This window comes from Ruegeria sp. E8, assembly GCF_056533985.1.
This window is the reverse complement of sequence record NZ_JBQFOY010000012.1, coordinates 84,435-110,839: the sequence shown is the minus strand read 5'-3', so window position 1 is coordinate 110,839 and position 26,405 is coordinate 84,435. Positions and strand designations below refer to the sequence as shown.

Genomic DNA, 26,405 nt, shown 5'->3' with positions numbered 1-26,405 from the left:
TGTATGTTGAAATAAACATACAGGCTGTATGTATGCAAGAGAAAACCACGTCTCCCGTTCCGAATGCGGACCGCCGTGCTGCGATGAGAGCCCGTCTGATCTCCAACGCCCGTGCCTTGTTTGTCGAAAAGGGGTATGCCGACACGTCGACACCCGAGATTGTACGCGCGGCTAATGTTACGCGCGGTGCGCTATATCATCACTTCACAGATAAGCAGGATCTCTTCCGAGCCGTTGTTCGGGCAGAGGCAGAAGCGTTGGCGCAAGTGATCGACAAAAGCGCTCAAGCCGCGGACGAGGCCCCGATGGCCGCAGGCAGCACGGCGTTCTTTCAGGCCATGCGTGAACCCGGGCGGGCCCGATTGTTACTGATCGACGGTCCGGCCGTGCTGGGGCACGCGGAAATGGCGGCTATCGACGCTGGCGGCGGCCGCCGAAGCCTGCAACAGGGGCTCGGGGCCGCACTGCCGCAAGCTGATCCAGACGAACTTGAGGCACTATCCGATATTCTTTCGGCAGCTTATGACCGCGCGGCGCTGGCCATTGCGGAAGGGCAACCTCAAGAGCCATATGTTGAAGTCATGACTCGGCTCATCGAAGCTGCAATTCGCAGTTAAGAACTTTTGGCCGCCGTCTTCTTGGCTGCGGCTTTCTTCTTGGGGGCGGCCTTTTTCTTGGTGCCCTTTTTCGCCGCGCGCTCATTGACCAGCTCGATGGCCATCTCCTGGGTGACGTCCTCGGGCTTGATGTCTTTGGGAATTGTCGCGTTGACCTTTTCCCATTTCACATATGGCCCGTAACGTCCGTCCAGAACCTGCATCGCACCGCCATCGGGATGCTCGCCCAGTTCTTTCAGAGGTTTCGCCGCCGCACGCCGTCCACGACCGGGGTTGGCTCGTTTTTCGGCCAGCAGCTCCACGGCGCGGTTCATGCCGATCTCGAACACATCATTGGGGTCCTTGAGATTGGCATAAACCGGCTTCGCCTCTTCCGGCAATTGATGCATCAGATAAGGGCCGAACCGACCAAAATTCGAGCTGATCATGCCGCCCTCAGGGTGCTCGCCGATTTGACGGGGCAGGGACAGCAGCGTCAGGGCTTTGTCCAGATCCATGTCATCCTTGCTCCACCCGCGCGGCAATGAGGCACGGGGCGGCTTCTTGTTCTCGGGCGTGGGTTCGCCGCGCTGAACATAAGGACCAAAGCGACCGGATTTAAGCCAGATCTCATCACCGGCGTCTTCGCCAAGCAACCGCTCATCACCTTCTGCGCCTTCACCCGCGATGGGGCGGGTATAGGTACATTCGGGGTAGTTGCCGCAGCCCACGAACCCACCGGTGCGCGAGGTTTTCAGGTGCAACTGACCCACGCCGCATTTCGGGCAGACGCGCGGGTCTGATCCGTCCTCGCGCGGAGGGTATAGCTGTGGGGCCAGCGCCTCATCCAGTTTCGAAAGCACTTCGGAAATGCGTAGTTCCGAGGTCTCGCCAATCGCAGCCGAGAAATCGCGCCAGAACTTGCCCAGCAGATCTTTGTAATCGCGATCCCCGGCGCTGACGTCGTCCAGTTCTTCTTCCAGATTGGCCGTGAACTCATAGCCAACATATTGCCGGAAGAAATTCAGCAGAAAGATCGTGACGATCCGGCCCTTTTCCTCGGGGATCAGCCGGTTCTTGTCTTTGCGGACATATTCGCGATCCTGAATCGTGGTTACGATCGAGGCATAGGTTGATGGGCGCCCGATCCCAAGCTCTTCCATCCGCTTGACCAGCGTCGCCTCGGTATAACGCGGTGGCGGCTGGGTGTGGTGCTGCAAGGCCAGAACGGATTCGTTGTCAGACAGAATTGCCTCTTTCGCGATCCTGTCACCACTGTCGCTGGTCGCCTTGGTGAACTGATCCTTCAGCGAGGTCTTGGCAAAACGCGCCGGATCGCCCTGCATGATCTGGGGCAGACGCTTTTCGTCTTCGTCCGCGACGTCATCGCGACCCTCTTCGTAGACACGCATGAAACCATCGAACATCACGACCTGACCCGTGGCGCGCAGACCGACCTGACCGTCATCGCTGCCGATCTCGACCGTGGTGCGTTCCAACCGGGCGGCGGCCATCTGACAGGCGATGGTGCGCTTCCAGATCAGGTCATAAAGCTTGCGCTGATCCTCATCCGTGACTTTCAGCGCCTTTGCGTCGCGCGACATATCCGTCGGGCGGATACATTCATGCGCTTCCTGTGCGTTCTTGGCCTTGTTCTTATAAATGCGCGGGCTGTCGGGCACGTATTCCGCGCCATAACGATCCGCAATCGCGTCGCGCGCGGCTGCAACGGCCTCGGGTGCCATGTCGATACCGTCGGTCCGCATATAGGTGATGTACCCGGCCTCATAAAGCCGCTGCGCCACCTGCATCGCGTGACGAGCGCCCATACCGAACTTGCGGCTGGCCTCTTGTTGCAAGGTCGAGGTCATGAACGGCGCACTGGGGTTACGGGCGGCGGGCTTGGCCTCGACCGAGGTGACAGACAGCGCACGGCTGGTGATCGCCTGAACCGCCAGTTCCGCCTGTGTGGCGTTGGCCAGATCGTGCTTATCCAGTTTTTTCCCGGCCAGAGTGACCAGACGCGCCTCATAGGTCTGGCCACGCGGTGTTTCGAACAAGGCGCGAACGGACCAATATTCGACCGGTTTGAATGCCTCGATCTCCATCTCGCGTTCGACGATCAGGCGCAGGCAGACTGATTGAACCCGTCCAGCGGATTTCGCGCCGGGCAGCTTGCGCCAGAGGACCGGCGAAAGGTTGAACCCCACCAGGTAGTCCAGCGCACGCCGGGCCAGATAGGCCTCAACCAGCGGCATGTCGACCTGGCGCGGGTTTTGCATGGCCTGGGTTACGGCCTCTTTGGTGATGGCGTTGAAGGTCACGCGGCTGACCGGTGTGTCTTTCTTGATCGAGCGGCGTTTGGTCAGCGCCTCCTGCAGGTGCCAGCTGATCGCCTCGCCTTCACGATCGGGGTCGGTGGCGAGGATCAGGGCGTTGTCTTCTTTCAGTGCGTCGGCGATGGCTTTGACATGCTTGCGGCTGTCATTGCCAACCTCCCATGTCATCGAAAATTCATGGTCCGGATCAACCGATCCGTCCTTTGGCGGCAGGTCCCGCACATGGCCGTAAGAGGCCAGAACAGTGTAGTCAGGGCCCAGATACTTATTGATTGTTTTTGCTTTGGCCGGAGATTCTACAACAACTACGGGCATTTAAGGGGAAACCTCGCTCGACGAATTTGGCGCCTTCTATGGTGGTGCAAAATGTGTGGGGCAAGAAGGAATTGTCAATGCGTTCCTTTTACAGTCTGAAAAGCGCCGTGATTTCAGCACGCTATCACGGCTTTGATTTTTTGTTCAAAGCATCCGGAGGGTGACAAGATCAACCTGCCAGCGACAGCAAGCCGCCGGGTTGACGCTGGATTCGCCCATCCAGTTCAAGTTCAACCAGAGCCGGGCCAAGCTCACCGGCTGAGGTCGCGATGTCGCGCAACAATTGGTCTTCGGCAATGGGCGATGGCCCCAACCGTTCGAGGATTTGTACATGCAGGTCCCGTGCGGGGGGCGCGGTAGTTACAGTGGGTGTTTCGGGTTGCCGACAAAACAAAACGCCCTTTTGTGGCAGGGCTTCAATGACGTCTTCGGCAGATCGGACCAGCGTGGCGCCATCGCGAATCAACAGGTTGCAACCCGCAGCCCGCGCATCGAAGGGGTGACCGGGCACCGCCAGAACCTCGCGCCCTTGATCCAGGGCGTCCCGCGCAGTGATCAGACTGCCGGACTTGGCAGCCGCCTCAACCACGACAACGGCCTGTGCAAGGCCCGAAATGATCCGGTTGCGGCGCGGAAAGTGCCGAGCCTGCGGCGTCACGCCCATCGGTTGCTCTGACAAACGCAACCCTTTGGAGGCAATATCATGGGCCAGTTCCGTGTTTTCAGCGGGGTAGATCACATCCACGCCACCGGCCATCACAGCGACCGTACCGGTATCCAGCGCCGCCATATGTGCTGCCGTGTCGATCCCGCGTGCCAGGCCAGACACAATTACGTGCCCTTTGCCGCCCAGTTCCGTGGCCAATCCACGCGCCATCCGCGCACCCAACGAGGAACAGTTTCGCGCACCGACCATTGCAATTGTGGGTTTCTGCAACAGTGAAACCTCCCCCACCGCCCAAAGGATAGGGGGGGCATCGTTCAGATCATTCAAAGCTTCCGGGAAATCGGCGGACCCAAGGCACAAAAGCCGCGCTTTTGCCGCTTTTGCAGCCTTGAGTTCCGCCTCGATCACGCCGGGGGGGCAGGTTTCGTACCCTTCTATTCCGGCGGCGCGTGCCATTTCGGGCAGCGCGGCCAGCGCGTTCTGCGCCGAGCCATGTTCGCGCAGCAGCCGACGAAACGTCGCCGGACCAACCTTGCGCGAGCGCAACAGACGAAGCCACGAAAACCTGTCCTCTTCCGTGGTGGGTGGGAGTGGGGGGTGATTGGAAGATAGCTGTTCTTCGGTCATCCGTTGCTCCGCCTTGTTGCAGAACTGGTTTACGGGACATGCGGTTAACAGCGTGTGAATCGTCGAAAATTAGAAACGATTTTTCCGACTTGGTAAGACGAAAACCATCCAAGTATATGAAAAAATAGTAAGAAAATCCCCTTGATGGTCGTGGCGACCGTAGTCGCCAATTTGAATTTTCGCAAAAAAAGCGGCGCAGGGTTAACCTTGCGCCACTTTCTCAACCAAAACCCGACTTAGGCCGCCGAGCCGCCAACAGTCAGCCCGTCCATCAAAACGGTCGGCTGGCCGACACCCACCGGCACCCATTGCCCGTCCTTGCCGCAGGTGCCCATGCCCGGGTCCAGAGCCATGTCATTGCCGAGGCCACGGATACGCTTCAATGCTGAAGGGCCATCGCCGATCAGCGTGGCCCCTTTGACGGGCGCGCCGATCTTGCCGTTTTCGACGCGATACGCCTCGGTGCAGGAGAAAACGAATTTGCCGTTGGTGATGTCCACCTGACCACCGCCGAAACCGACCGCCCAGATGCCATCCTTGATATCCGCGACCAGAGCCGCAGGATCAGCCTCGCCCCCCAGCATGATTGTATTCGTCATGCGCGGCATGGGCTTGTGCGCATAGCTTTGCCGCCGCCCGTTGCCAGTGGGCGCGACACCCATCAACCGGGCGTTCTGGCGATCCTGCATGTAACCGGTCAGGATCCCATCCTCGATCAGCACCGTGCGGGAACTGGGAGTGCCCTCATCATCCACGCTGATCGAGCCGCGACGGTCGGCAATCGTACCGTCATCCACCACAGTCACGCCCTTTGATGCAATCTGCTGCCCCATCAGCCCGGCAAAGGCCGAACTTCCTTTGCGGTTGAAATCCCCTTCGAGCCCGTGACCAATGGCCTCGTGCAACAGAATGCCGGGCCAGCCGGGGCCAAGCGCGACTTCCATGACGCCAGCAGGGGCCGGGACCGCGTCCAGATTGACCAGCGCGATCCGCAGCGCCTCGCGGGCTTTGGCCTGCCAATCGGCGGGATCGATCAACCCGCTCAGGCCAACCCGGCCGCCGCCACCGGCCGATCCGCTTTCGCGGCGGCCGTTTTGCTCGACGATCACCGAGACATTCACGCGGGTCATGGGCCGGACGTCACGCACATTGACGCCATCGGGCCGCAGAATCTCAACTTCCTGCACGGCTGCTGCAATCGTGGCACTGACCTGAACAACACGCGGGTCCAGATCACGGGCAAAGGCATCGATCTCGCGCAATGTCTCGATCTTGACCGGGAACGCGGCAGATTCGATCGGGTCTTCATCCGTATACAGTCGGGTATTGGTCGAGCGAGGAGCCTCGGCCAAAGTCCCGCCTCCCTCACCAACCGCCAGCCGCGCGGTTTCAGCAGCCCGTTTCAATGCAGGTATCGAGACATCTGTCGAATGCGCGTATCCGGCCACTTCGCCTTGCACGGCGCGCAGGCCAAACCCCTCGGACGCATCGTAAGACGCCGTGCGCAAACGCCCGTCATCGAACACCAGAGACTCGGATTTCCGCCGCTCGACAAACAGCTCTCCGTCCTCGGCGCCATCCGTGGCCGAGCGCAATATGGTCAGCGCTTCATCCTGCGGGAGAGCGCTTTCAAAGGGGCGAAACGGGGCGTCGGACATGGGTTGGGACCTTTCGGGTTTGATCCAGATCAAAAATAGCGTCTGTTTGACGCAAGCATTTTGCTTTATCTACCCGACGGAATATGGTTTTTAACGCGGCCAAAGACAACGGGAGAGGTGCGACCGATTCACACCTTTTCGCCAGGGACGCAAAGATCAAACGATCAGGACAGAACATGAAGAATGCTTTGATGCTTTCAGGGTTTATGACAGCCCTCTCCAGCCTTCCCGCCATGGCTCAGGAGCTTGAGATTATTGGCAAACCGGTTGACGGCGGCATGGGTTTTCAGCCCTCGGCCACCAGCCTTGCCACAGGAATTCAGCGTCTCGACAGCATGATTCTGGTGATCATCACTGTCATCTGCCTGCTGGTTGCCGGTTTGCTGGTTTATTGCATCGTGCGCTACAACGAACGTGTTAACCCCAAGCCAGCACGTTTTTCTCATTACACTCCGGTAGAAATCGCCTGGACCCTTGGTCCGATCCTGATTCTGGTCTTCATCGGTGCCTTCTCGCTGCCGGTTCTGTTCAAACAGCAGGAAATTCCCGAAGGTGACATCACCATCAAAGTCGTCGGCAACCAGTGGTACTGGACCTATGAATATGTCGATCACGATTTTGCATTCGACAGCTATCTTCTGGGCCACCCGGCCACTTTGGACGAAGGTTCGCGCCCTGCCGATGCGGACGTGACCCCGTTTGTTCTGGATGATGCCATGCGCGCCAAGCTGGCGGATGCAGGTTACAGCGATGACGAATGGCTGCTGGCCACCGACACCGCTGTTGTCGTACCGGTTGGCAAGGTCATCGTGATGCAGGTCACCGCGTCTGACGTGATCCACTCGTGGACCATCCCGTCCTTCGGCGTGAAGCAGGACGGTGTGCCCGGACGTTTGGCCGAGCTGTGGTTCGAAGCCGAGAAAGAAGGCGTTTACTTCGGTCAGTGCTCCGAACTCTGCGGCAAGGACCACGCGTATATGCCGATCACCGTCAAAGTGGTCAGCCAGGAAGTCTATGACGAGTGGCTGCAAGGCGCGATCGACGAATATGCGGGTCTGCCGCAAAGCTATCAGGTCGCTTCGAACTGATCACTCTAAGGGCGGGTTAAAGCCCGCCTGACAAGAAAAGCTGGCTGTGCGGGTAGACCGCGCAGCTTTCGCCCCAAAGGACCCGAAATGACCGACGCAAGCATCAATGCCAGCACAGCGACCGCCCAGGCGGACGAGGCCAGCTTTGGCGATTACTTTGCCCTGCTGAAGCCGCGCGTGATGTCTTTGGTCGTGTTCACGGCTCTGGTCGGCCTTTTGGCGGCTCCTGTCCCCGTTCATCCCTTTGTCGGCTTTTGCGCCATTCTGTTCATCGCCATCGGTGGCGGCGCATCCGGCGCGCTGAACATGTGGTGGGACGCGGATATCGACAAGGTGATGAAGCGCACCAAAGGTCGTCCGATCCCGTCCGGCAAGGTGGAAGAGGGCGAGGCGCTGGCTATCGGTCTTGCGCTGTCCGGCCTGTCGGTGATCATGCTGGGCCTTGCGACCAACTGGTTCGCGGGCGCGTTCCTGGGCTTTACCATCTTTTTCTACGTCGTTGTCTACACGATGTGGCTGAAGCGCTCGACGCCGCAGAACATCGTGATCGGTGGCGCAGCAGGAGCCTTCCCGCCGGTGATTGGCTGGGTGGCGGCAACCGGGTCCATGACGGTTGAGCCATGGCTGATGTTCGCCCTGACCTTCATGTGGACACCGCCGCATTTCTGGGCACTGGCGCTGTTCATGCGTTCGGACTATGACGATGCGGGCGTGCCGATGCTGACCGTCACGCATGGTCGCCGCGCGACGCGTGTTCATATTCTTGTCTACACGGCCCTGCTGGCGATTCTGGCTGTAGGGACCGCGTTCTCGGGCATCGGTGGTCCGATTTATCTGACCGTTGCTTTGGTGTTGAACGCGCTGTTCCTGCGTGGTGCCTGGCGGATTTCACGTCGGACCGAGGATGACTCGGAAGCTGATAATTTCAAGGTCGAGCGTAGCTTCTTCAAGCTGTCGCTTCTCTACCTGTTCCTGCATTTCGGTGCCATTCTGGCCGAAGCCTTGCTGAAACCCTACGGTTTGGGAGGATGGTCATGAGCTTGCGAAAAAGCCACGAACTGCATCAGCGCCGGTTCAGCCGCAATCTGGGTGTTGGCCTGACTTTGGCGGCCTTTATCGTGATCATCTTTGGCCTGACCATCGTCAAGGTCTCGGGCACTGATTTCAATATGGCCACGCAGGAGGTTCAGAACTGATGGCGTTGTCCGGACCTCAGAAAACGGTCGCTCAAACCGTGGGCGTGGTTGTCCTGATGGGCAGCCTGGCCTGGGCGGCGGTCCCGTTCTATAACTGGTTCTGCCGTGTAACGGGATTTGGCGGCACCACAGGCGTTGCCGAAGCGGCCCCCGAAGACATTCTGGATCGCACCATTACCGTGCGGTTTGACGCGTCCAAGGCCAGGGATATGGCCTGGGAATTCAAGCCGGTTGTTCGCGAGATGGAAGTGCGCATCGGTGAAACCGGGCTGGCCTTCTACGAGGCGTATAACCCGACGGACCGCCCGATTGCCGGTCAGGCCTCCTACAACGTGGCACCCTATTCGGCGGGTGGGTATTTCCAGAAAATTGCCTGTTTCTGCTTTGAAGAGCAGGTGCTGCAACCCGGCGAACGGGTTGAGATGCCGGTAACATTCTTCGTCGACCCTGAATTGGTCGAAGATCTTGAAGCAAAGTATGTTCATACGATCACTCTGTCGTATACATTCTACGAAATTGACCTGCCCGAGGGCTATGCCGCCCTTGAAACGCAGGCAGACACAAACACGAACTAACGCCTGTAGGTGAGGGACGCTGATGGCACACGCTAAAAACCACGATTATCACATTCTGGCCCCGTCGATCTGGCCTCTGATCGGAGCCGTCGGTGGCTTTGTGATGCTGTTCGGAGCCGTCCTTTGGATGCATGGCATCACGCCGTGGATGTTCTGGGCCGGTCTGGTTGCGGTGCTGTACACCATGTTCGCCTGGTGGTCCGAAGTGGTGGTCGAAAGCCGTCAGGGCGATCACACGCCGGTCGTGCGCATCGGCCTGCGCTATGGCTTCATCCTGTTCGTGATGTCCGAGGTGATGTTCTTCTTCGCCTGGTTCTGGTCGTTCTTCAAACATCGCATGTACCCGATGTACGACTATGCCGGCACCGAATACATCCAGCCGGACATTCACGCGGTTGATCCGTTCCACCTGCCGCTAATCAACACGCTGGTCCTGTTGCTGTCGGGCTGTGCGATCACCTGGGCTCACCACGCGCTGGTGCATGACAATGATCGCAAGGCGCTGATCAATGGTCTGGCCATCGGTATCGTTCTGGGTATCGCGTTTACCTTCCTGCAAGCCTTCGAATATTACGAACTGCTGGCCCATGAAGGCTGGAAGTTCGGCGGTGATCAGTTCTACTCGAACTTCTTCATGGCAACCGGCTTCCACGGTGCCCATGTGATCATCGGCACAATCTTCCTGTCCGTCTGCCTGATCCGGGCGCTTCGGGGCGACTTCACCCCTGAAAAGCATGTCGGGTTCGAGGCGGCCGCATGGTACTGGCACTTCGTTGACGTTGTTTGGCTGTTCCTGTTCTTCGCCGTCTACATCTGGGGTCAGGCCCCGCTGATGTAACGCCGGTCAGGTAATCCAATTGCAAAAGCCGCCCTTTGGGGCGGCTTTTTCTCGATCAGGGCGCTTTGCGTTTCAACTTGGGAACTTTATCGGAATACGCAGTCGACCGAAGGGAGAGGTAGCGTATTACGATGCAAAACAAACGCAAAGCGCCCAAGAGGCGCAAGATTGCGCCCCATACAATTGCGTGGTTGCATTTTCGCCCGCTCCGCCCTTAACAAGACGCCGGTTTCTGCAACAAGGTTTCGCCCCGCCATGCGCCGCATTCTGTTTCTGCTGATCTTCGGCCTCGCCGGTCTGGGCGTGCTGCTGTCGCTGGGCATTTGGCAGATGCAACGACTGGCATGGAAACAGGGCGTTCTGGCCGAAATCGAAACCCGCATTTCTGCCGACCCGGTGGCACTGCCCGACAGCGTGGCACCCGATGAGGACAGATACCTGCCGGTTACCATTACCGGAGATATGGAGCCGGGCGAAATCCACGTTCTGGTCTCGGTCAAACAGGTCGGGGCAGGGTACCGCATCATCCAGTCGTTCAGCACCGAGGACCGGACTATTCTGGTGGACCGGGGCTTTGTACCCACGACCGCCAAACAGGACGACCGCCTGAACGGCCCGATGGAAGTGACAGGCAATCTGCACTGGCCGGATGAGATCGACAGCTATACGCCCGAGCCGGATATCGATGACAACATCTGGTTTGCCCGCGATGTGCCAAATCTGGCGGCGGCGTTGGGGGCAGAGCCGGTGCTGCTGATCGCTCGCTCGCAAACCGACCCCGGAATAACACCCCTGCCTGTCGACACGGCGGGTATCCCGAACGATCACCTGCAATATGCAATCACTTGGTTTGGTCTGGCTCTGGTCTGGGCCGCGATGACCGGTTATTTCCTGTGGCGCAACCGCGCCAATTCTGAGAGTGACGAGCGATGAAATACATCTCGACCCGCGGGCAGGCGCCCGAACTGAGCTTTGAAGAGGCGATGCTGACCGGGCTGGCCCGTGACGGCGGCCTGTACCTGCCTGCCGAGATTCCGGTGATGACGCAGGACGAGATCGCGGCGCTGGCCGGTTTGCCGTACGAGGAGATCGCCTTCCGCGTGATGTGGCCCTATGTCAGCGGGTCCTTTGCCGAGGATGAGTTCAAGGCAATAATCGCCCGCGCTTATGAAGGCTTCGGCCACGACGCCCGCGCGCCTTTGAAGCAGCTGAACGAGAACCACTTCCTGCTGGAACTGTTCCACGGCCCTACGCTGGCTTTCAAAGATTTCGCCATGCAGCTGATCGGCCAGCTGTTTCAGGTGGCGCTGAAACGACGTGGGGACCGTGTGACCATCGTGGGCGCGACCAGCGGTGATACCGGTTCGGCGGCGATCGAGGCGTTCCGGGGGCTGGATGCGGTCGACGTGTTCATCCTGTTCCCGCATGGCCGTGTGTCCGAAGTACAGCGCCGTCAGATGACCACGCCAGCGGATAGCAACGTGCATGCCTTGGCCGTCGATGGTGACTTCGACGATTGTCAGGCCGCCGTGAAGGACATGTTCAACGATTTCGACTTCCGCGATGGGGTCAAACTGGCGGGCGTAAACTCGATCAACTTCGCGCGGGTGCTGGCGCAGGTGGTCTATTATTTCTCGGCAGCCACCAGCCTCGGTGCGCCACACCGCAAGGTCAGTTTCACCGTACCGACCGGCAATTTCGGCGACATCTTTGCCGGCTACATCGCCAAGCGGATGGGTTTACCGATTGACCGGCTGGTGGTGGCGACCAATCAGAACGACATCCTGCACCGTTGTCTGTCGGGAGAAGGGTATTTCAAAGGCGACACGATCCCCTCGATCAGCCCTTCGATGGATATTCAGGTCAGCTCGAACTTTGAACGGGCGCTGTACTATGCCTATGGCGAGGATGGCAGTGCCGTGGCGCAGTTGATGGACGAACTCAAGTCCGGTGGCTTCAACGTCAGCCAGGGCGCGATGGAGGCCCTGCGTGAGAATTTTGACTCAGGCCGTGTCTCCGAGGATGAAACTCTGGCGACGATCAAGTCGACCCTGGCCCACAGCGCCGAGCTGGTTTGCCCGCACACTGCCGTCGGCATCAAGGTGGCCGAAGATCACCGCGCGGCGGACGTGCCGATGATCACGCTGGCCACCGCGCATCCGGCAAAATTCCCGGCTGCGGTCGAGAAGGCGAGCGATGTACATCCACCTCTTCCATCCCGCATGTCTGATCTGTATGAACGTCCGGAACGGGTGACCCGCATCGCCAACGATCTGGGTGCCCTTGAGGATCATATCAGAAGGCACATTGCTGAGTGACTGTCAGACAGGACCAACTGGAGAACGGGTTTCGTATCGTCAGTGAACATATGCCGGGGCTGCAATCTGCGGCAATCGGCATCTGGGTGACCGCCGGTGGGCGGCACGAGCGGATCGAGCAGAACGGCATCGCGCATTTCCTTGAGCATATGGCGTTCAAGGGAACCGAACGCCGTTCGGCGCTGCAAATCGCCGAGGCGATCGAGGATGTGGGCGGTTACATCAACGCCTATACCTCGCGTGAGGTGACGGCCTATTACGCGCGGGTTCTGAAAGATGATGTCGCGCTGGCGATGGATGTCATCGGTGACATTGTTCTGAACCCGGTTTTCGACCCGCGCGAGATCGAGGTCGAGCGTGGTGTGATCCTGCAAGAGATCGGTCAGGCCTTTGACACGCCCGACGATGTGATCTTTGATTGGCTGCAAGAACAGAGCTATCACGATCAGCCCTTGGGCCGCACCATTCTGGGCCCGACCGAGCGGGTCAGTGCCTTTTCGCGCGAGGATTTGTCGGGGTTCGTGGCCGAGCATTATGGGCCGGAACAGATGATCCTGTCTGCCGCTGGTGCCGTGGATCACGACGCTCTGATGAAAATGGCCGAAGAGATGTTCGGCCACTTGCGGCCGTGCAGGGGTTTGATCCCCGAAGCGGCGCGGTTCACCGGCGGTGAAGCCCGGCAGGAGAAAGAGCTGGAACAGGCCCATTTTGCGCTGGCACTGGAAAGCCCCGGCTATCGGGATGACGCGATCTACACGGCGCAGATCTATTCCACCGCTCTGGGCGGGGGCATGTCCTCGCGTCTGTTCCAGGAAGTGCGCGAGACTCGCGGGCTCTGCTATACGATCTTTGCGCAGACCGGGGCTTATGCCGATACCGGCACGACGACGATCTATGCCGGTACGTCCGCCGATCAGGTTGCGGAACTGGCCACCATCACCATCGATGAGATGAAGCGCGCCGCCGAAGACATGAGCGCTGAAGAGGTCGCCCGTGCTCGCGCGCAGATGAAGGCCGGGATGTTGATGGGGCTGGAAAGCCCCTCGAACCGGGCGGAACGGTTGGCGCGACTGGTGCAGATCTGGGGTCGGGTGCCCTCGCTTGAGGACACGGTTGCCAAAATCGATGCGGTCAGCACCGCAGATGTGCGGGCCTTTGCCGAACAGATGGCCGTACAGGCCCCGGCGGCGCTGGCGCTCTACGGTCCGGTCTCGGGCGCGCCGACGCTGGTTGACCTGCAGGAGAGGCGGGCGGCGTGATGCTGTTGGGCAGACGCAAGCTGAAACTCGAAACCGCGCGGCTCAGCTTGCGCCCTCCTGTACATTCCGATTTCAACGACTGGGCTGCGTTGCGGCGCGCCTCGAAAGAATATCTGACCCCTTGGGAACCGATCTGGGCCAAGGACCATCTGAGCCGCAAATCCTTTACCAATCGCGTGTATTGGGCACAGCGCTCGGTCGCGGGTGGGACGGCGATTCCGCTTTTCCTGTTTCGTCGTGAAGACGGCGTGTTGGTTGGCGCCATCACGCTGGACAACATCCGTCGCGGTCCGGCACAGGCGGGTACTTTGGGATACTGGACCGGTCAGGCCTTTGCCCGTCAGGGTTATATGCGCGAGGCGATCGGGGCCATGGTCCACCATGCCTTTACCCGCCTGGACCTGAGCCGGATCGAGGCCGCTTGCCTGCCAGAAAACCGGGCGTCGCGCGGGTTGCTGGAAAGCTCGGCTTTCAAATACGAAGGCGTGGCGCAGTCTTATCTGCAGATCAACGGGCGGTGGCGGACGCATGTTCTCTATGCCAGCTTGCGGTCCGACCGGCGCGGTAAAACCGACGCTGGGTAGGGGGCTCTGCCCCCGTCGCGGCAGGCCGCGCCTCCCCCGGGATATTTTTGGCCAGATGAACAAGGGGCATGACTTGCGGGCGTTCTGCGCTACACTACGGATATGCGCTGGTTGGTTGCGGCATTGATGGTGATTTCGGGCGGGGCCTTAGCGCAGGAGCGGCGGCCGAGCCATTGTATCGCGATCGCCGATGCGGCGCCCGGAATTGAGTATCTGCACAAAGCGGCGTGGCAGGATCCGGTACCGGAATTCTCGGTACGGATCAGCTATATCGCGCACGCGTCTTTCATGATCCAGACCCGAGGCGGGTTGAATGCGGTGACCGATTTCACCGGTTTTATCGGCAGTGCGGATCTGATCCCAGATGTCGTGACGATGAACCATGCTCACAGCACCCATTGGACCGCTCATCCCGATCCGGCGATCCCGCATGTCCTGCCGGGATGGGGCGAGTTCGGGCAGGGCATCGAGCATTATCTTGATCTGGGAGAGATGCTGGTGCGCAATGTCTCGACCGATATCCGCTCGGTCTATGGCGGGGTCGAGGAACGGGGGAACTCGATTTTCGTGTTTGAGGTCGAGGGGTTGTGTATCGGCCATCTTGGACACCTGCATCATGTCCCGTCTGATGAACAGTTTGCCGCGCTTGGGCGGCTGGATGTGGTCATGGCCGCGGTTGACGGAGGGACCACTATGCCTCTGCCAGACATGATCTCGGTTTTGAAACGGTTGAAAAGCTCTGTCATCATTCCGATGCACTGGTTCTCGGGGTTTTCGCTTGACCGGTTCCTAGTGGACATCCGCGATACGTTTCCGGTTGAGCGCGACGGGGTGTCGGAGATCACCGTATCGCTGCGCGATTTGCCGGATCGGCCAACGGTTGTGGTGCTGGAGCCGCGCTATCTGATTGATCTGGAATAGGGCTTGCCGCAGTTGCATCGGTTGGGCAATGAAAGCGTATGAGTTTGAATCCCGCTGATGAGCGAATTGCCGCGTTGATCCGTACGAAACTGGGCGATGGTGTGCTGCGCCCTGTGGAAGAACGGTATCTGGAAGAACCGCGCGGGCGGTTTGCCGGACAGGTCGGCCTGCTGGCTTTACCCCGCACAACCGAAGAGGTTGCGGCGCTGGTGCGGTTGGCTGCGGGCGAACGGGTGCCGGTTGTGCCCTATGGCGGCGGTACTGGGCTGGTGGGCGGTCAGGTGATGCCAGATGGCCCGGCGCCTTTGCTGATCTCACTGGAACGGATGACGGCCATTCGATCCGTCTTCCCATCGGAAAACATCCTGATTGCCGAAGCCGGCGCCGTTCTTCAGGACGTGCAGGCCGCAGCCGAGGCGGCGGATCGATTGTTCCCGCTATCACTGGCGGCGCAGGGATCCTGCCGGATTGGGGGCAACCTGTCGACCAATGCCGGGGGCGTCAATGTCTTGCGCTATGGCAACGCCCGCGATCTGTGTCTTGGTCTCGAGGCTGTACTGCCCAATGGTGAAATCTGGCATGGTCTTAGCCGGTTGCGAAAGGACAACACAGGGTATGATCTGCGCAACCTGCTGATCGGGGCAGAAGGGACGCTGGGGATTATCACCGCGGCATCTCTCAAGCTGTTTCCGCGGCCAGCTGCTGTGGGCACGGCGGCCTTTCAGGTGACCTCACCCGACGCGGCCATCGAACTGCTGGCCCTGGCACGGGATCAGGTGGGCGAGGCCGTCAGCACGTTTGAACTGATCCACCGGCAGGGGCTGGATTTTCTGACTGAGGTTCTGCCGGATGTCCGGCAACCGTTCAGCACTCCCCCGGATTGGAGTGTCTTAATCGAACTTGGGCTGGCGAAAGGGCAGTCGCCTTCTGACGCGCTGGAGACCCTCTACGACCATGCAGAAAGGCTTGACCTGGTTCGGGGCGGTGTGATTGCCCAAAGCGAAGCGCAGCGGGCTGATCTGTGGTCGGTGCGCGAACACATCCCCGAGGCCAACCGCCTGATCGGGTCGGTGTCGAGTCATGATATCTCGATCCCGATTTCCAGAATTCCCGACTTCATTCGTGACGGGGGAGAGGTGATCGCTGGTCTAGGGCCATTCCGGATCAATTGTTTCGGCCATCTGGGGGACGGTAATTTGCACTACAACGTGTTCCCGCCCAAAGGGCGCAGCAGGTCGGAGTTCGAAGACCTGAGAGGTGTGATCAAGCAGGCCGTGCATGATCTGGTCGCTGCCTTCGACGGATCGGTCAGTGCCGAGCACGGGGTAGGGCGCTTGAAGACCGGCGATCTGGAACGCTATGGCGATCCGGTGAAGCTGTCTGCGATGCGGGCCATCAAGGCGGCTCTGGATCCGCAGGGCATCATGAACCCCGGCGCTGTTCTGAAGGGGTGAACACGGCCCCGGGGATGGGCCGTGTTCGATCCGTGTGTTACGACGCGGGCAGGATCACCTTGTCGATCACATGGATCACTCCGTTCTTGGTTTCGATGTCGGCCTGAACAACGTTGGCGTCATTCACCATGACGCCGGAATCCAGATCGATGGTGACTTCGCCACCTTGTACGGTTGCGGCGGTCATATCATCGCTCAGATCACCTGACATGACTTTGCCCGGCACCACATGGTATGTCAGTATCGCAACAAGCTGGTCCTTGTTTTCAGGCTTCAACAGGTTTTCGACGGTTCCTTCAGGCAGTGCAGCAAAGGCTTCATCGGTGGGGGCAAACACTGTGAACGGACCTTCGCCTTTCAATGTGTCCACCAGTTCGGCGGCTTGCACGGCGGCGACAAGCGTTTCGAAGCTGCCAGCTGCAACAGCGGTGTCGACAATGTCTTTGCCATGGCCATCTGCCAGGGCGGTTGTGCTGAACAGGATCGAAGCGACACCGGCGACTGCGAATTTGCGGAACATAACGTAATCTCCCAAGGTTAGAATGCTTAAAGCAGCATCACTCGGGGTACGCGGCATAGTCGCAACAAGATCACTGATTGTGAGCTGTGTCGTGGATTGACCAAAAGAAAAGCCGCGCTAAGCCAGCGCGGCCTTCGGTTTCCAATCACGTTGTTGTGATGGATCTAAGGTCACAGACCTTCGAATTCGCACAGAACGTGCACGTCCATGCCCATGTCTTCCAGCACCTTGCGCCCGCCAAGTTCGGGCAGGTCGATGATGAACGCGCATGATACGATTTCGCCCCCAAGTCGTTCGATCAGTTTGATACCCGCTGCCGCAGTGCCGCCCGTGGCCAAAAGGTCATCCACCACCAGAATCTTCTCGCCGGGCTGAATGGCATCGTCGTGAATTTCGACGATCGCTTCGCCGTACTCCAACTTGTAATCTTGGCTGATCGTGGTGCCGGGCAGTTTGCCCTTTTTGCGGATCGGAACGAAGCCCAGGCTCAGTTGATGCGCAATCGCGCCGCCCAGAATAAAGCCGCGCGCCTCAAGGCCCACAACCTTGTCGATCTGCTCACCGGCATAGGGGTGCAGCATCTGGTCAATGGCCATTCGAAACCCGCGCGGATCGGCAAACAAGGTGGTCACGTCGCGAAACATGATCCCCTCATGCGGGAAATCGACGATGGTACGGATGTAATCTTTAACAGTTTTGTTCCTGGACATGGGCCAGCCTATATTGCGTCAAACACCACCATTGTGTTTGGCCCATGAGGGTTGACCATGCAAGGAACATTTCAATCGCGCGGATCAGGACCGGTGCGAGATTTTGGCCTTGGGCAGGCCATAGTACCGGTACAGTGTGGCAGGCAGCCACGACAGGTGCGGTTTGCGCCAATTGCGTTGATCCCGCAAAAGAAATGCTTGAGCAGCATGAAGGTTCATTGCCATATTCCTTTTATTGTTGTTAAGTGCCCGATAACGACAATCACTATGCTATGTATATACAATGCATCGCCTTAAATTGCAAGGTCTGTTGGGGGACAACGCGCGTGGCTAAGAAAGACGGCAAGGGATCGACCAAGAAAAACAGTCAGTTGGTCTTACGCCTGGACAAGGATGAGCGCGACGCATTTGTCGAGCTTTGCAAGGAACTGGATACGTCAGCAGCGCGCGAAATCCGCAGGTTTATCCGCAGTTTCATGAAAGAAAACGCGGAAAACTAACGCAGTGTCAGGCCGGGCGGCGCAGGACTGCCGTGGCCACACCCATTCCGATCAACGTCAGCCCGCCAAACCGTGTCATTGCGGTGATCACATTGGCCCGGCCAATCAGACGCCGCAACCTGTCCGCCAGAAGGGCATAGGCCAGCGCGTTTAACCAAGCCAGCCCTACAAATGTAGCGATCAGGATGACGAACTGAGGGCCAAGCGGGTCAGCTGGGCGCAGGAATTGCGGTACGAAGGCGATGAAGAAGGCGATGGATTTCGGGTTCAGCGCTGTGACGGCCGCCGCGTGACCGAACACGCTGTGTGCGGTGACATCTCTGCCGGTATCGACCGGGCCCAGACCACCTGCCGGGGCGCTGCGCAACAGTTTGATCCCCAGCCAGACCAGATAGGCTGCGCCGACCCATTTTAGGACAGAGAACAATGTGGCCGAGGCCAGAACAAGGGCACCCAATCCCAGCAATGAGGCGGTCATCGCGACAAGATCGCCCAGTGCGACCCCTGTGGCCGAAGCCACCGCCACACTGCGCCCTTTGGACAGAGCATAGCTAAGCACCAACAACACGGTTGGGCCGGGGATCAGCAGCAAAGCCGTAGACGCGGCGACAAAGGCCAACCAGAGTTCCAGGGGCATCAATTTCAGACCTTCATCAGAATTCGATTTTCACGCAGCAAAATCCGAAGACGGAGGAAAGTCAATTGTGCGGCTTGTCAAGGCTGCAGGTGCGTGACTGACTCGCTTTTTGTACACGTTTATGTTATATTATGCTCGTTTTTTAGAAGGAATTTGACCATGAAACGTTTCGCTGCGGGGCTTTCGCTCCTTCTGTTCGTTGTTGTTCCGACATATCTGCTGGCTCAGGGGTGCCCGGATGGCTACAAGGATTGTGGCGGAGATCTGTGTTGTCCAATCGTGAAGGATCAGCCATGACCTTCCCAAATATTTTCGATGTTGTTCGTAAACGGGCGGGATACCTGATTGGAATCGCTGCGGTAATCGCGATCCTGGCCTTCAGCACACCCTTGATTCTGGATGCGGATGAAGCGGACCTGCGCTATGACCGTAACAGCATCCCGGCCCATCGGCTGGACAGTCCCCTACCGGGGGACGCCTATGCCTTTAATCACGGCACAGGTGATTTTTCCCCCATCAAGCTGTGTACACTGCACAAGGCTGACGAGTATCCGAAGACCCCCGTCAGGTTCGCCGGGATCAATGATTGGGGTCTGGGTCTGAATGATGCGATCTCGCAGGTTGGTCAGTTTGTCGGTGAAAAAATCCTTGCCGAAATGCAAATGGACAAAGCCAGCGTTGTTTGGGAGTTCACCAAGACCTTCCGTGCAGATGAGCTGAGCTCAGAGCTTGAAGCCGCATGTCGGGACAAGGTCGTCGAACATGTCCGCATGCCGGATCAGTCCGTGTTCATCGTGGATATGGTCTACTTTTCGCCGGATGATCCCGACCGTCCGCAGATGGTTCAGCTTTCGCGTTCCAGCATTATCCCGAAAGGTTGTGATGCGGAGTGCATGAATCCTGTGCCGCAACATCAAGTTCTCAAAATCGGGTGGCTGACGCGGAAGAAAGCAGATTGGGATTTGGTTCGGATCGAATAGACCGACCGTAACGACCATGCTTTCGGGCGGCTCAACTTGGTCGCCCGAAAGTCGTGAACATTCCAGCCCAAAGCTGACGCATTTTTCTGAGGTGACTCGCATTTCCGTCTCTGGAAAACTGATGCGCTTGACTGGCAGATTGGTTGGCTCAGTACCAGGAAAATTCTGTTTTAAGCCAAGATTAAACCTTCTCCATATTCCTTGAATTGCACAAGTTCTTTACCAGTCTATGGTGCGAACGGATGCAAATGAGGTTGCGATGGAACAGAGCCAGCACGCATATCCCGGGCAAGTATCAAAGACGGGTCGAACGACCGGCCGATGGAAGATCGCGGGTATTACCTTGATCTTCCTGATTGGAGCGCTCTACGCCACTGCAGTCGGATACATGTACCTGAACCAGCGCGCGCTGCTGTTCAAACCATCCGGCGTGCTGCCCGAGCCTGCCTCAATTGGTTTGGCTGATATCGATGTCTCGACGGCATCCATGGCGGACGGAACAGAATTGACCATCTGGTCCGCCCCCGCGGCGATCGAAGGCGCGCCGACTGTTTTGTTTTTCCATGGCCAAAGCGGAAACCTCGGGGACCGCGCGGATCGGTTCAGAGAGATACTGAACAGCGGTCACGGCCTGCTTGCGCCCAGCTATCGGGGGTATCCGGGCAGTGCTGGGGCACCCTCTGAGACAGCGTTGATCTCGGACGGACTTGAGCTGTTCGACCAACTGGACCTCGCTGGGGAAAAGATCGTTCTGCACGGCCAAAGCCTTGGGACCGCTGTTGCAGCGGCGGTTGCGGTACAGCGACCTTCGGCCGAATTGCTGGTGCTTGAGGCACCATTTACCGCGACGGTTGATGTGGCCGCTGAACGGTACCCCTGGTTGCCGGTCTCAGCCTTGATGAAAGACCAGTTTGCCACGCGCGACGTGATCGACGAGATTGACGTGCCGACACTGATCTTCCACGGCACGGATGACGAAACCGTTCCGGTGCACCATGGGACAGCCCTTGCTGCAATGGCTGAGGATACGGTTCAGCTCTTTACCATCACCGGTGGTACACATGGTGATTTGTGGGCGCACGGTCTGTGGCAAACCGTTCAGGACAGTTTGCCACAGAACTGAAATCAGTTCGCAGACCCTAGAGAATCCGCCCAGCAACCGCATCCAGCTTGGCCAGCAGTGCCGGGTCGCGCTTCTCGGGGGCTGTGAGGATGGCAAATTCCAGTGCCCGATCGCAGCCATGCGGGCAGGGCGCGCGCTCAGCCCCCAGCAGGGCGGGCAGACCCTTGACCATCGCACGGCCCTTGTCGGCATTGCCGGTCAGGGTGGCGATGATGGTCGTCACGTCCACCTCGCCATGGTCGGGATGCCAACTGTCATAGTCAGTGACCATCGCGACCGAGGCGTAGCACAGCTCGGCCTCGCGGGCGAGCTTGGCTTCGGGCATGTTGGTCATGCCGATCACGTCACAGCCCCATTGCTCGCGATACATTTTCGATTCAGCGAGGCTTGAGAACTGAGGTCCTTCCATCGCCAGATAGGTGCCACCGCGATGGATGGTGATGCCAGCAGCCTTACCCGCTGTTTCGCAGGCGTCCGACAGGCGCGGGCAGGTGGGATGCGCGACGCTGACATGGGCGACGCATCCGGTGCCGAAAAAGCTCTTTTCCCGCGCAAAAGTCCGGTCAATGAACTGATCGACAATCACGAAATCGCCGGGGGCCATATGCTCACGAAACGACCCGCAGGCCGAAACCGAGATTACGTCCGTAACACCCAGCCGTTTCAATGCGTCGATATTGGCGCGATACGGCACATCGGTCGGTGAATGCACGTGGCCACGCCCATGACGGGGCAAAAAGGCCATATCGACACCGCCCAGCGACCCGGTCAGGATCTGGTCCGAAGGTTTGCCCCATGGGGTCTCGACCTCTACCCATTCCGCGTTTTCCAGCCCATCGATGTCATAAATGCCTGATCCGCCAATGACGGCAATCTTGGTTTGGGTCACTATCCTGCTCCGCCTGAGTAACTGATATTGAATTTGTGCGGGCTCTGCCCGGATTTGACAAGAGGTCTATTCCTGCCCCGCCAACAGGTTACGCCGCCGAGATTGCGCAGTGAAATCAGCCCAGGCCGTACCGAACGTGTCCAGCGGCCAGGTCAGATCCTGCGATTGCCCGTGCCGGTCGCGGAAAACAAAGCGATACGCGTCTCCGGCCAGCATGGCATCCAGCAGCTCTTGCGCGCCTTGGTCCTCGAACGTGCAACCAAGCCCTGTCAGGCACCCGGGACGCCGCGTGCGCCAGACGGTGTCGCCACCCTTGTCGATACGAAACCCTGACGGGTTGAAAAGGGTGCCGGGCTCCATCCCGAATTCAATCTTAAAGCCTTCGGGTTCGGGCGTGATGAACACGAACTGCGCAGCAAATTTGGGCCGCAGTGAAAACACCTCTGCCCGTCGAATGTAACACCGCTGGCGCAGCGCACCGTTTTCTTCTCGCTCGTCACAGATGGAGTTCCAGATCCCGAAAATCTCATGATGCGTCACCCGCCAGTTCCCGGCTGTGTCATTGCCCTCAAGGTCCTGCCCGAGGGCGGGAAGGGCTGAAAAGAGAAAGAGCATGATCCAACGCATGACCTCACAATTGGTTGCCTGAGCTCGGTCCCGCAAATCACGTTGCCGAGAGGCCAAGTCATGTGTTGACTGCATGGCTGCATCCCACTTATTGCGGTAGCTCAAAGCGCGCGCGCCCGCTACAACACCGCCTTCGCGCGAACATAAAACCCTATAGGACTGATCCATGCCCCGAGCCCTGCTGGCAAGTTTTGCCAAACGCGTCGCCATACCCGATCTGCGCTGGGTGCCGGATGAGGGGCTGACCTTCTCCCGCCTGCGGATTGAACTGCTGTCCGGCCTGACCGTGGCCCTTGCCTTGGTGCCCGAGGCCGTGGCCTTTGCCTTCGTGGCAGGTGTACACCCGTTGGTCGGTCTTTATGCGGCGTTTCTGGTGGGTTTGATCACGGCCCTGATCGGCGGACGGCCCGGCATGATCTCGGGCGCGACCGGCGCGCTGGCTGTGGTCATGGTTGCGTTGGTGGCCGAGCATGGTGTGGAATACCTGTTCGCGACCGTTGTTCTTATGGGGATTCTTCAGGTAATCGCGGGGGCGATGCACTGGGGGCGCTTTATCCGGTTGGTGCCACATCCGGTGATGCTGGGCTTTGTAAACGGTCTGGCCATCGTGATCTTTCTGGCCCAGATGGGGCAGTTCAAAGTGCCCGGAACCATGGAAAACACCGGTCACGGGATGAGCGGGGGCGAATGGCTTTCAGGCGCGCAGCTTTACACCATGCTGGGCCTTGTTGCGCTGACGATGGCGGTGATCTGGGTGATGCCCCGGATTACGCGCATCATTCCTGCGCCTCTGGCCGGTATTCTGGTGGTCGCCGCACTGGTGATCGGGTTTGGCCTTGACGTGCCGCGCGTTGGCGATCTGGCCTCGATCGAAGGCGGCTTGCCTGCGTTCCATATCCCGATGGTTCCGCTGAACTGGGAAACGTTTGAGATCATTCTGCCCTATGCCGTCATTCTGGCGGCCATCGGCCTGATCGAATCCCTGCTGACCCTGAACCTTGTGGGTGAGATTACCGGCAAACGCGGCGGGGCCTCACAGGAATGTATCGCTCAGGGCGCGTCCAACATCGTGACCGGGTTCTTCGGTGGCATGGGCGGCTGTGCGATGATCGGACAGTCGATGATCAATGTTAAATCCGGCGGCCGTACCCGTATCGCGGGCATCGCTGCGGCGCTGTTCCTGCTGGTCTTCATTCTGTTCGCCTCGCCTCTGATCGAACAAGTCCCGCTGGCCGCTCTGGTTGGTGTTATGTTCATGGTGGTGATCGGCACATTCGCCTGGAACTCGTTCAAGATCATGCGCAAAGTGCCTATGACCGATGCGTTCGTCATCGTTCTGGTGACCGTTGTGACGGTGATGGAGGACCTCGCGGTCGCGGTTGTGGTCGGTGTCATCGTCTCGGCGCTGGCCTATGCCTGGAACAACGCCAAACGCATTCACGCGGTCACTCGCGACTCCGAGACCGAAAAAGGCGCGAAGGTTTACGAAATCCAGGGTCCGCTGTTCTTCGGGTCCTCTGATGGATTTATCGAACTCTTCGATGTCCCGAACGATCCTGAAACGGTCATCGTCGATTTCGCTGAAAGCCGTGTGGTGGATCAGTCTGCCCTTCAGGCCATCGAAAACATCGCTGCAAAATATGAAGCGGCAGGAAAACGCGTTATGCTGCGCCACCTGAGCCGCGATTGCCACAAGCTGCTGAACAAGGCCGGTCACCTGATGGTCGACAGTGACGATGACCCGGATTACGAACTGGCAGTCGATTACTCAGTCCGAACCGGGATTTTGGGCGGACACTGACTCTGTTGCGAGGCTCTGCCTCGCGCTCCGGGATATTTGAAGCCAGATGAATAAAGGATCCCCTGCTTCATCTGGCCAAAAAATATCCCGGGGGAGGCGCGCGCAGCGCGGCGGGGGCAGCGCCCCCGGAACACGTCAATCGTCCGGGCGGTTGAGTGAAAACAACTCGGATACGACCGAGTAATCCCGGTACCCGAGCCGCGCCAAGGGTCGGAACGAGGTCACGTCGAACTTGCCGTCCCGGATGTGATCGTCGTGCAAATGTATACCGGTCACTTCTCCAAATACGACCCGGTTGGCCTCGCCTGGCAGGGTGACGATCTGGGTCAGTTTGCATTCCAGCGCGGCTGGGGCCCCTTCAATTCTGGCGCAGGGAATGGTTTCGCATTCGATGGGTGACAGCCCGGCATGTGCAAACTCGTCCACTTCTTTCGGCAGCCCTGCGGAACTGGCGTTCATCGCATCCCGATGCGCATGGGCGACGACATTCACGCAGAACACGCCTGTGGATTCGATATTGGCGATGCTGTCCTTGCCCCCGTTCTGATCGTGCTTGCTGCCGGTCGTGGCAAACATCACCTGCGGCGGCGTATAGGCGACACCGTTGAAAAAGGAATAGGGTGCCAGATTGTTGACCCCATCCGCATCTCGGGTGGAAATCCAGCCGATCGGGCGCGGCGTGATAATGGCGTTGAACGGGTTGTGCGGCAGGCCGTGGCCGTCTTCGGGGCGATAGAACATCTGATCTCCAAGCGTTTGCCCAAGGCGTAGCGAAGTGCTAGGGCGAATTCCAGCAAGGAAAAGAGGGCAGGGTGCAGCAATTCGGGATCAGGCCGGAAGAGCCGGACGATTGGTGGGAGGTCGAGGCCCTCTATGACCTGTGTTTTGCGCCGGGTCGCGAGGCTTTGTCGTCTTATCGATTGCGCGATGATGTGCCGCCGGTTGCGGGCCTGTCGCTGGTCGCGCGCGACGGTCAGGGCATTCTGGCCGGGGCCATCCGGTTCTGGCCTGTCCATGTCGGCGATCACGACGCTTTGCTGTTGGGGCCGGTGGCTGTACACCCCACCCATCAGGGCGAAGGTCTGGGCGGGTATCTGATCCACGCAGGTGTAGAAGCCGGGCAAACTCGTGGATGGCAACGGGTCATGCTGGTCGGCGATGAACCCTATTACCGGCGATTTGGCTTCGCGCGCTTGCAGGGGGTTGAGATGCCACCGCCCACGAACCCTGACCGTGTTTTGGGGCTGGAATTGATGCCGGGCGTCTGGTCCGGGGTGCAGGGTGAGGTGACCCGCTGGAGCCGCTGACCTATTGAATCCACGCGGCACAACGCCGATGTTGATAGGCAGGAGGGCGTGAATGCAGAACGTGGTTCTTGTCGAAAACGTGGATGCCGAGGCCGAACTGGATCGTTTGGCGGATCACTATCGATCCGCCGGAGGGACCGGTGTCAAACTTTTGAACAAACTGGGCGGATCCGCCGAGTCATTGCTGGAACAACTACCGGAACCGGTGCGCAATGGCCTGACCGGCGCAACCGAGCAGGCTTTGTGGCTGGCGATGCATGCAGCGCAGGGGTCACGGCGCGCAGTGCCGGATCAGCAGCCTTGGGTGAATACAGCCGTCACCACGGCCATGGGCGCAGCCGGAGGGCTGGGCGGCGTTTCGACAGCCCTGATGGAGTTGCCTGCGACGACAGCCATGCTGTTGCGCGCCATTCAGGGGGCAGCAGCGCGCGAAGGGTTTGATCCTGCAGCGGAAAACGTAAAGTTCGATTGTGTGCGGGTTCTGTCCGCATCAGGCCCGCTTTCGCATGATGATGGCGCGGATATGGGCTTTTTCTCGGTGCGATTGACCCTGACAGGACCGGCGATGCAACGTCTGATTGCCGCCGTTGCGCCGCGCTTTTCGGTTGTCCTGGGACATAAACTGGCGGCTCAGTCGGTTCCCGTCCTCGGGGCATTGGCCGGTGGTGGGACGAACTACGTTTACACGCGGTATTATCAACAGATCGCGCGCGTGCATTTCGGTTTGCGGCGGCTGGCGATTGATGCCGATATCCCGCATGACGATCTGGTGCGGCAACTCTCTGCCCGTATGTAGGCAACACCCTTGTAGAAGCCACTGCCTTGGCGGAAAGCACATCATGTGGTAGCTTTGTGGGCACTGGCCGCTAAATAAGT

At 59.1% G+C, this 26,405-nt stretch carries 29 protein-coding genes; 19 read left to right on the top strand and 10 right to left on the bottom strand.

Going from position 1 to position 26,405, the window contains the following annotated elements:
- Positions 1 to 32: 32 nt before the first annotated feature.
- The gene (locus tag ACR0LF_RS15745) at positions 33 to 617 is read left to right on the top strand and encodes a TetR/AcrR family transcriptional regulator (protein WP_480581081.1); all 585 of its coding nucleotides are present in this window, start codon (positions 33 to 35) and stop codon (positions 615 to 617) included.
- Here ACR0LF_RS15745 and topA read toward each other — a convergent pair.
- The 3 genes from topA to tldD form a co-directional block, all read right to left on the bottom strand.
- Positions 614 to 3,250 (bottom strand): type I DNA topoisomerase, encoded by a 2,637-nt coding sequence (topA, locus tag ACR0LF_RS15740; protein WP_480581079.1) that lies wholly within the window; start codon positions 3,248 to 3,250, stop codon positions 614 to 616. The genes ACR0LF_RS15745 and topA overlap by 4 nt on opposite strands.
- Positions 3,251 to 3,419: 169 nt before the next feature.
- Entirely contained in the window at positions 3,420 to 4,544 is a 1,125-nt protein-coding gene (dprA, locus tag ACR0LF_RS15735; RefSeq protein WP_480581077.1) for a DNA-processing protein DprA, read from the bottom strand.
- A gap of 236 nt (positions 4,545 to 4,780) precedes the next feature.
- Positions 4,781 to 6,202 (bottom strand): metalloprotease TldD, encoded by a 1,422-nt coding sequence (tldD, locus tag ACR0LF_RS15730; protein WP_480581075.1) that lies wholly within the window; start codon positions 6,200 to 6,202, stop codon positions 4,781 to 4,783.
- Between the two features lie 176 nt (positions 6,203 to 6,378).
- Between tldD and coxB the strand changes: the two genes are divergently transcribed.
- From coxB to ACR0LF_RS15675, 11 genes are all read left to right on the top strand, one after another.
- Positions 6,379 to 7,290: a cytochrome c oxidase subunit II gene (coxB, locus tag ACR0LF_RS15725; RefSeq protein ID WP_480581073.1), complete on the top strand. Its 912-nt coding sequence runs from the start codon at positions 6,379 to 6,381 to the stop codon at positions 7,288 to 7,290.
- Positions 7,291 to 7,377: 87 nt separating this feature from the next.
- Positions 7,378 to 8,328 carry a heme o synthase gene (cyoE, locus tag ACR0LF_RS15720; RefSeq protein ID WP_480581071.1) on the top strand — a complete coding sequence of 317 codons (951 nt, stop codon included), beginning with the start codon at positions 7,378 to 7,380 and terminating at the stop codon, positions 8,326 to 8,328.
- On the top strand, positions 8,325 to 8,486 hold the full coding sequence (locus ACR0LF_RS15715; protein ID WP_162896804.1) for a hypothetical protein: 162 nt from the start codon (positions 8,325 to 8,327) through the stop codon (positions 8,484 to 8,486). Before cyoE ends, ACR0LF_RS15715 begins: the two co-directional genes overlap by 4 nt.
- Positions 8,486 to 9,061: a cytochrome c oxidase assembly protein gene (locus tag ACR0LF_RS15710; protein ID WP_480581069.1), complete on the top strand. Its 576-nt coding sequence runs from the start codon at positions 8,486 to 8,488 to the stop codon at positions 9,059 to 9,061. The genes ACR0LF_RS15715 and ACR0LF_RS15710 overlap by 1 nt, the downstream gene beginning before the upstream one ends.
- Positions 9,062 to 9,083: 22 nt before the next feature.
- Positions 9,084 to 9,899, top strand: coding sequence for a cytochrome c oxidase subunit 3 (locus tag ACR0LF_RS15705; RefSeq protein ID WP_480581067.1), 816 nt, complete (start codon positions 9,084 to 9,086; stop codon positions 9,897 to 9,899).
- Between the two features lie 255 nt (positions 9,900 to 10,154).
- Positions 10,155 to 10,832: an SURF1 family protein gene (locus ACR0LF_RS15700; protein WP_480581066.1), complete on the top strand. Its 678-nt coding sequence runs from the start codon at positions 10,155 to 10,157 to the stop codon at positions 10,830 to 10,832.
- Positions 10,829 to 12,217 (top strand): threonine synthase, encoded by a 1,389-nt coding sequence (thrC, locus tag ACR0LF_RS15695; protein ID WP_480581064.1) that lies wholly within the window; start codon positions 10,829 to 10,831, stop codon positions 12,215 to 12,217. Before ACR0LF_RS15700 ends, thrC begins: the two co-directional genes overlap by 4 nt.
- Positions 12,214 to 13,476 (top strand): M16 family metallopeptidase, encoded by a 1,263-nt coding sequence (locus ACR0LF_RS15690; RefSeq protein ID WP_480581062.1) that lies wholly within the window; start codon positions 12,214 to 12,216, stop codon positions 13,474 to 13,476. Before thrC ends, ACR0LF_RS15690 begins: the two co-directional genes overlap by 4 nt.
- On the top strand, positions 13,476 to 14,060 hold the full coding sequence (locus ACR0LF_RS15685; RefSeq protein WP_480581060.1) for a GNAT family N-acetyltransferase: 585 nt from the start codon (positions 13,476 to 13,478) through the stop codon (positions 14,058 to 14,060). Before ACR0LF_RS15690 ends, ACR0LF_RS15685 begins: the two co-directional genes overlap by 1 nt.
- Positions 14,061 to 14,162: 102 nt before the next feature.
- Positions 14,163 to 14,981, top strand: a complete 819-nt coding sequence (locus tag ACR0LF_RS15680) for an MBL fold metallo-hydrolase (protein ID WP_480581058.1) — start codon at positions 14,163 to 14,165, stop codon at positions 14,979 to 14,981.
- A 38-nt stretch (positions 14,982 to 15,019) separates the two neighbouring features.
- Positions 15,020 to 16,435: an FAD-binding oxidoreductase gene (locus tag ACR0LF_RS15675; RefSeq protein WP_480581056.1), complete on the top strand. Its 1,416-nt coding sequence runs from the start codon at positions 15,020 to 15,022 to the stop codon at positions 16,433 to 16,435.
- 37 nt (positions 16,436 to 16,472) lie between these two features.
- Here the strand turns inward: ACR0LF_RS15675 and ACR0LF_RS15670 are convergent, their stop codons facing one another.
- The 3 genes from ACR0LF_RS15670 to ACR0LF_RS15660 form a co-directional block, all read right to left on the bottom strand.
- The gene (locus tag ACR0LF_RS15670; RefSeq protein WP_480581055.1) at positions 16,473 to 16,955 is read right to left on the bottom strand and encodes a fasciclin domain-containing protein; all 483 of its coding nucleotides are present in this window, start codon (positions 16,953 to 16,955) and stop codon (positions 16,473 to 16,475) included.
- A 170-nt stretch (positions 16,956 to 17,125) separates the two neighbouring features.
- Positions 17,126 to 17,665, bottom strand: coding sequence for an adenine phosphoribosyltransferase (locus ACR0LF_RS15665; RefSeq protein ID WP_480581053.1), 540 nt, complete (start codon positions 17,663 to 17,665; stop codon positions 17,126 to 17,128).
- Positions 17,666 to 17,749: 84 nt separating this feature from the next.
- A complete protein-coding gene (locus ACR0LF_RS15660) occupies positions 17,750 to 17,884 on the bottom strand; it encodes a hypothetical protein (RefSeq protein ID WP_480581051.1) in 135 nt (44 codons plus the stop codon).
- A gap of 107 nt (positions 17,885 to 17,991) precedes the next feature.
- Here ACR0LF_RS15660 and ACR0LF_RS15655 point away from each other — a divergent pair, with 107 nt between their 5' ends.
- Positions 17,992 to 18,165, top strand: coding sequence for a hypothetical protein (locus ACR0LF_RS15655; protein ID WP_480581049.1), 174 nt, complete (start codon positions 17,992 to 17,994; stop codon positions 18,163 to 18,165).
- A gap of 7 nt (positions 18,166 to 18,172) precedes the next feature.
- On the opposite strand, the gene ACR0LF_RS15650 is transcribed toward ACR0LF_RS15655, so the two are convergent.
- A complete protein-coding gene (locus ACR0LF_RS15650) occupies positions 18,173 to 18,802 on the bottom strand; it encodes a LysE family translocator (protein WP_480581047.1) in 630 nt (209 codons plus the stop codon).
- 159 nt (positions 18,803 to 18,961) lie between these two features.
- Between ACR0LF_RS15650 and ACR0LF_RS15645 the strand changes: the two genes are divergently transcribed.
- The 3 genes from ACR0LF_RS15645 (at position 18,962) to ACR0LF_RS15635 (ending at position 20,905) form a co-directional block, all read left to right on the top strand.
- Positions 18,962 to 19,099 carry a hypothetical protein gene (locus ACR0LF_RS15645; RefSeq protein ID WP_480581045.1) on the top strand — a complete coding sequence of 46 codons (138 nt, stop codon included), beginning with the start codon at positions 18,962 to 18,964 and terminating at the stop codon, positions 19,097 to 19,099.
- Positions 19,096 to 19,782 (top strand): hypothetical protein, encoded by a 687-nt coding sequence (locus ACR0LF_RS15640; RefSeq protein WP_480581043.1) that lies wholly within the window; start codon positions 19,096 to 19,098, stop codon positions 19,780 to 19,782. The genes ACR0LF_RS15645 and ACR0LF_RS15640 overlap by 4 nt, the downstream gene beginning before the upstream one ends.
- Before the next feature lie 259 nt (positions 19,783 to 20,041).
- Entirely contained in the window at positions 20,042 to 20,905 is an 864-nt protein-coding gene (locus ACR0LF_RS15635) for an alpha/beta hydrolase (RefSeq protein ID WP_480581041.1), read from the top strand.
- Between the two features lie 16 nt (positions 20,906 to 20,921).
- Here the strand turns inward: ACR0LF_RS15635 and ACR0LF_RS15630 are convergent, their stop codons facing one another.
- Both ACR0LF_RS15630 and ACR0LF_RS15625 read right to left on the bottom strand, forming a co-directional pair.
- Complete coding sequence (locus tag ACR0LF_RS15630) at positions 20,922 to 21,794, bottom strand: S-methyl-5'-thioadenosine phosphorylase (protein WP_480581039.1); 873 nt, start codon at positions 21,792 to 21,794, stop codon at positions 20,922 to 20,924.
- A 66-nt stretch (positions 21,795 to 21,860) separates the two neighbouring features.
- On the bottom strand, positions 21,861 to 22,496 hold the full coding sequence (locus tag ACR0LF_RS15625; RefSeq protein ID WP_480627532.1) for a hypothetical protein: 636 nt from the start codon (positions 22,494 to 22,496) through the stop codon (positions 21,861 to 21,863).
- 91 nt (positions 22,497 to 22,587) lie between these two features.
- On the opposite strand from ACR0LF_RS15625, the gene ACR0LF_RS15620 reads away from it, so the two are divergent.
- Positions 22,588 to 24,222: a SulP family inorganic anion transporter gene (locus ACR0LF_RS15620; RefSeq protein ID WP_480581035.1), complete on the top strand. Its 1,635-nt coding sequence runs from the start codon at positions 22,588 to 22,590 to the stop codon at positions 24,220 to 24,222.
- Between the two features lie 135 nt (positions 24,223 to 24,357).
- Here ACR0LF_RS15620 and ACR0LF_RS15615 read toward each other — a convergent pair whose 3' ends face one another.
- Positions 24,358 to 24,963 (bottom strand): flavin reductase family protein, encoded by a 606-nt coding sequence (locus ACR0LF_RS15615; protein WP_480581033.1) that lies wholly within the window; start codon positions 24,961 to 24,963, stop codon positions 24,358 to 24,360.
- Positions 24,964 to 25,034: 71 nt separating this feature from the next.
- Between ACR0LF_RS15615 and ACR0LF_RS15610 the strand changes: the two genes are divergently transcribed.
- Together ACR0LF_RS15610 and ACR0LF_RS15605 are read left to right on the top strand one after the other, a co-directional pair.
- Entirely contained in the window at positions 25,035 to 25,529 is a 495-nt protein-coding gene (locus tag ACR0LF_RS15610) for a GNAT family N-acetyltransferase (RefSeq protein WP_480581031.1), read from the top strand.
- Positions 25,530 to 25,581: 52 nt separating this feature from the next.
- Positions 25,582 to 26,325, top strand: coding sequence for an EcsC family protein (locus ACR0LF_RS15605; RefSeq protein WP_480581029.1), 744 nt, complete (start codon positions 25,582 to 25,584; stop codon positions 26,323 to 26,325).
- Positions 26,326 to 26,405: the final 80 nt, after the last annotated feature.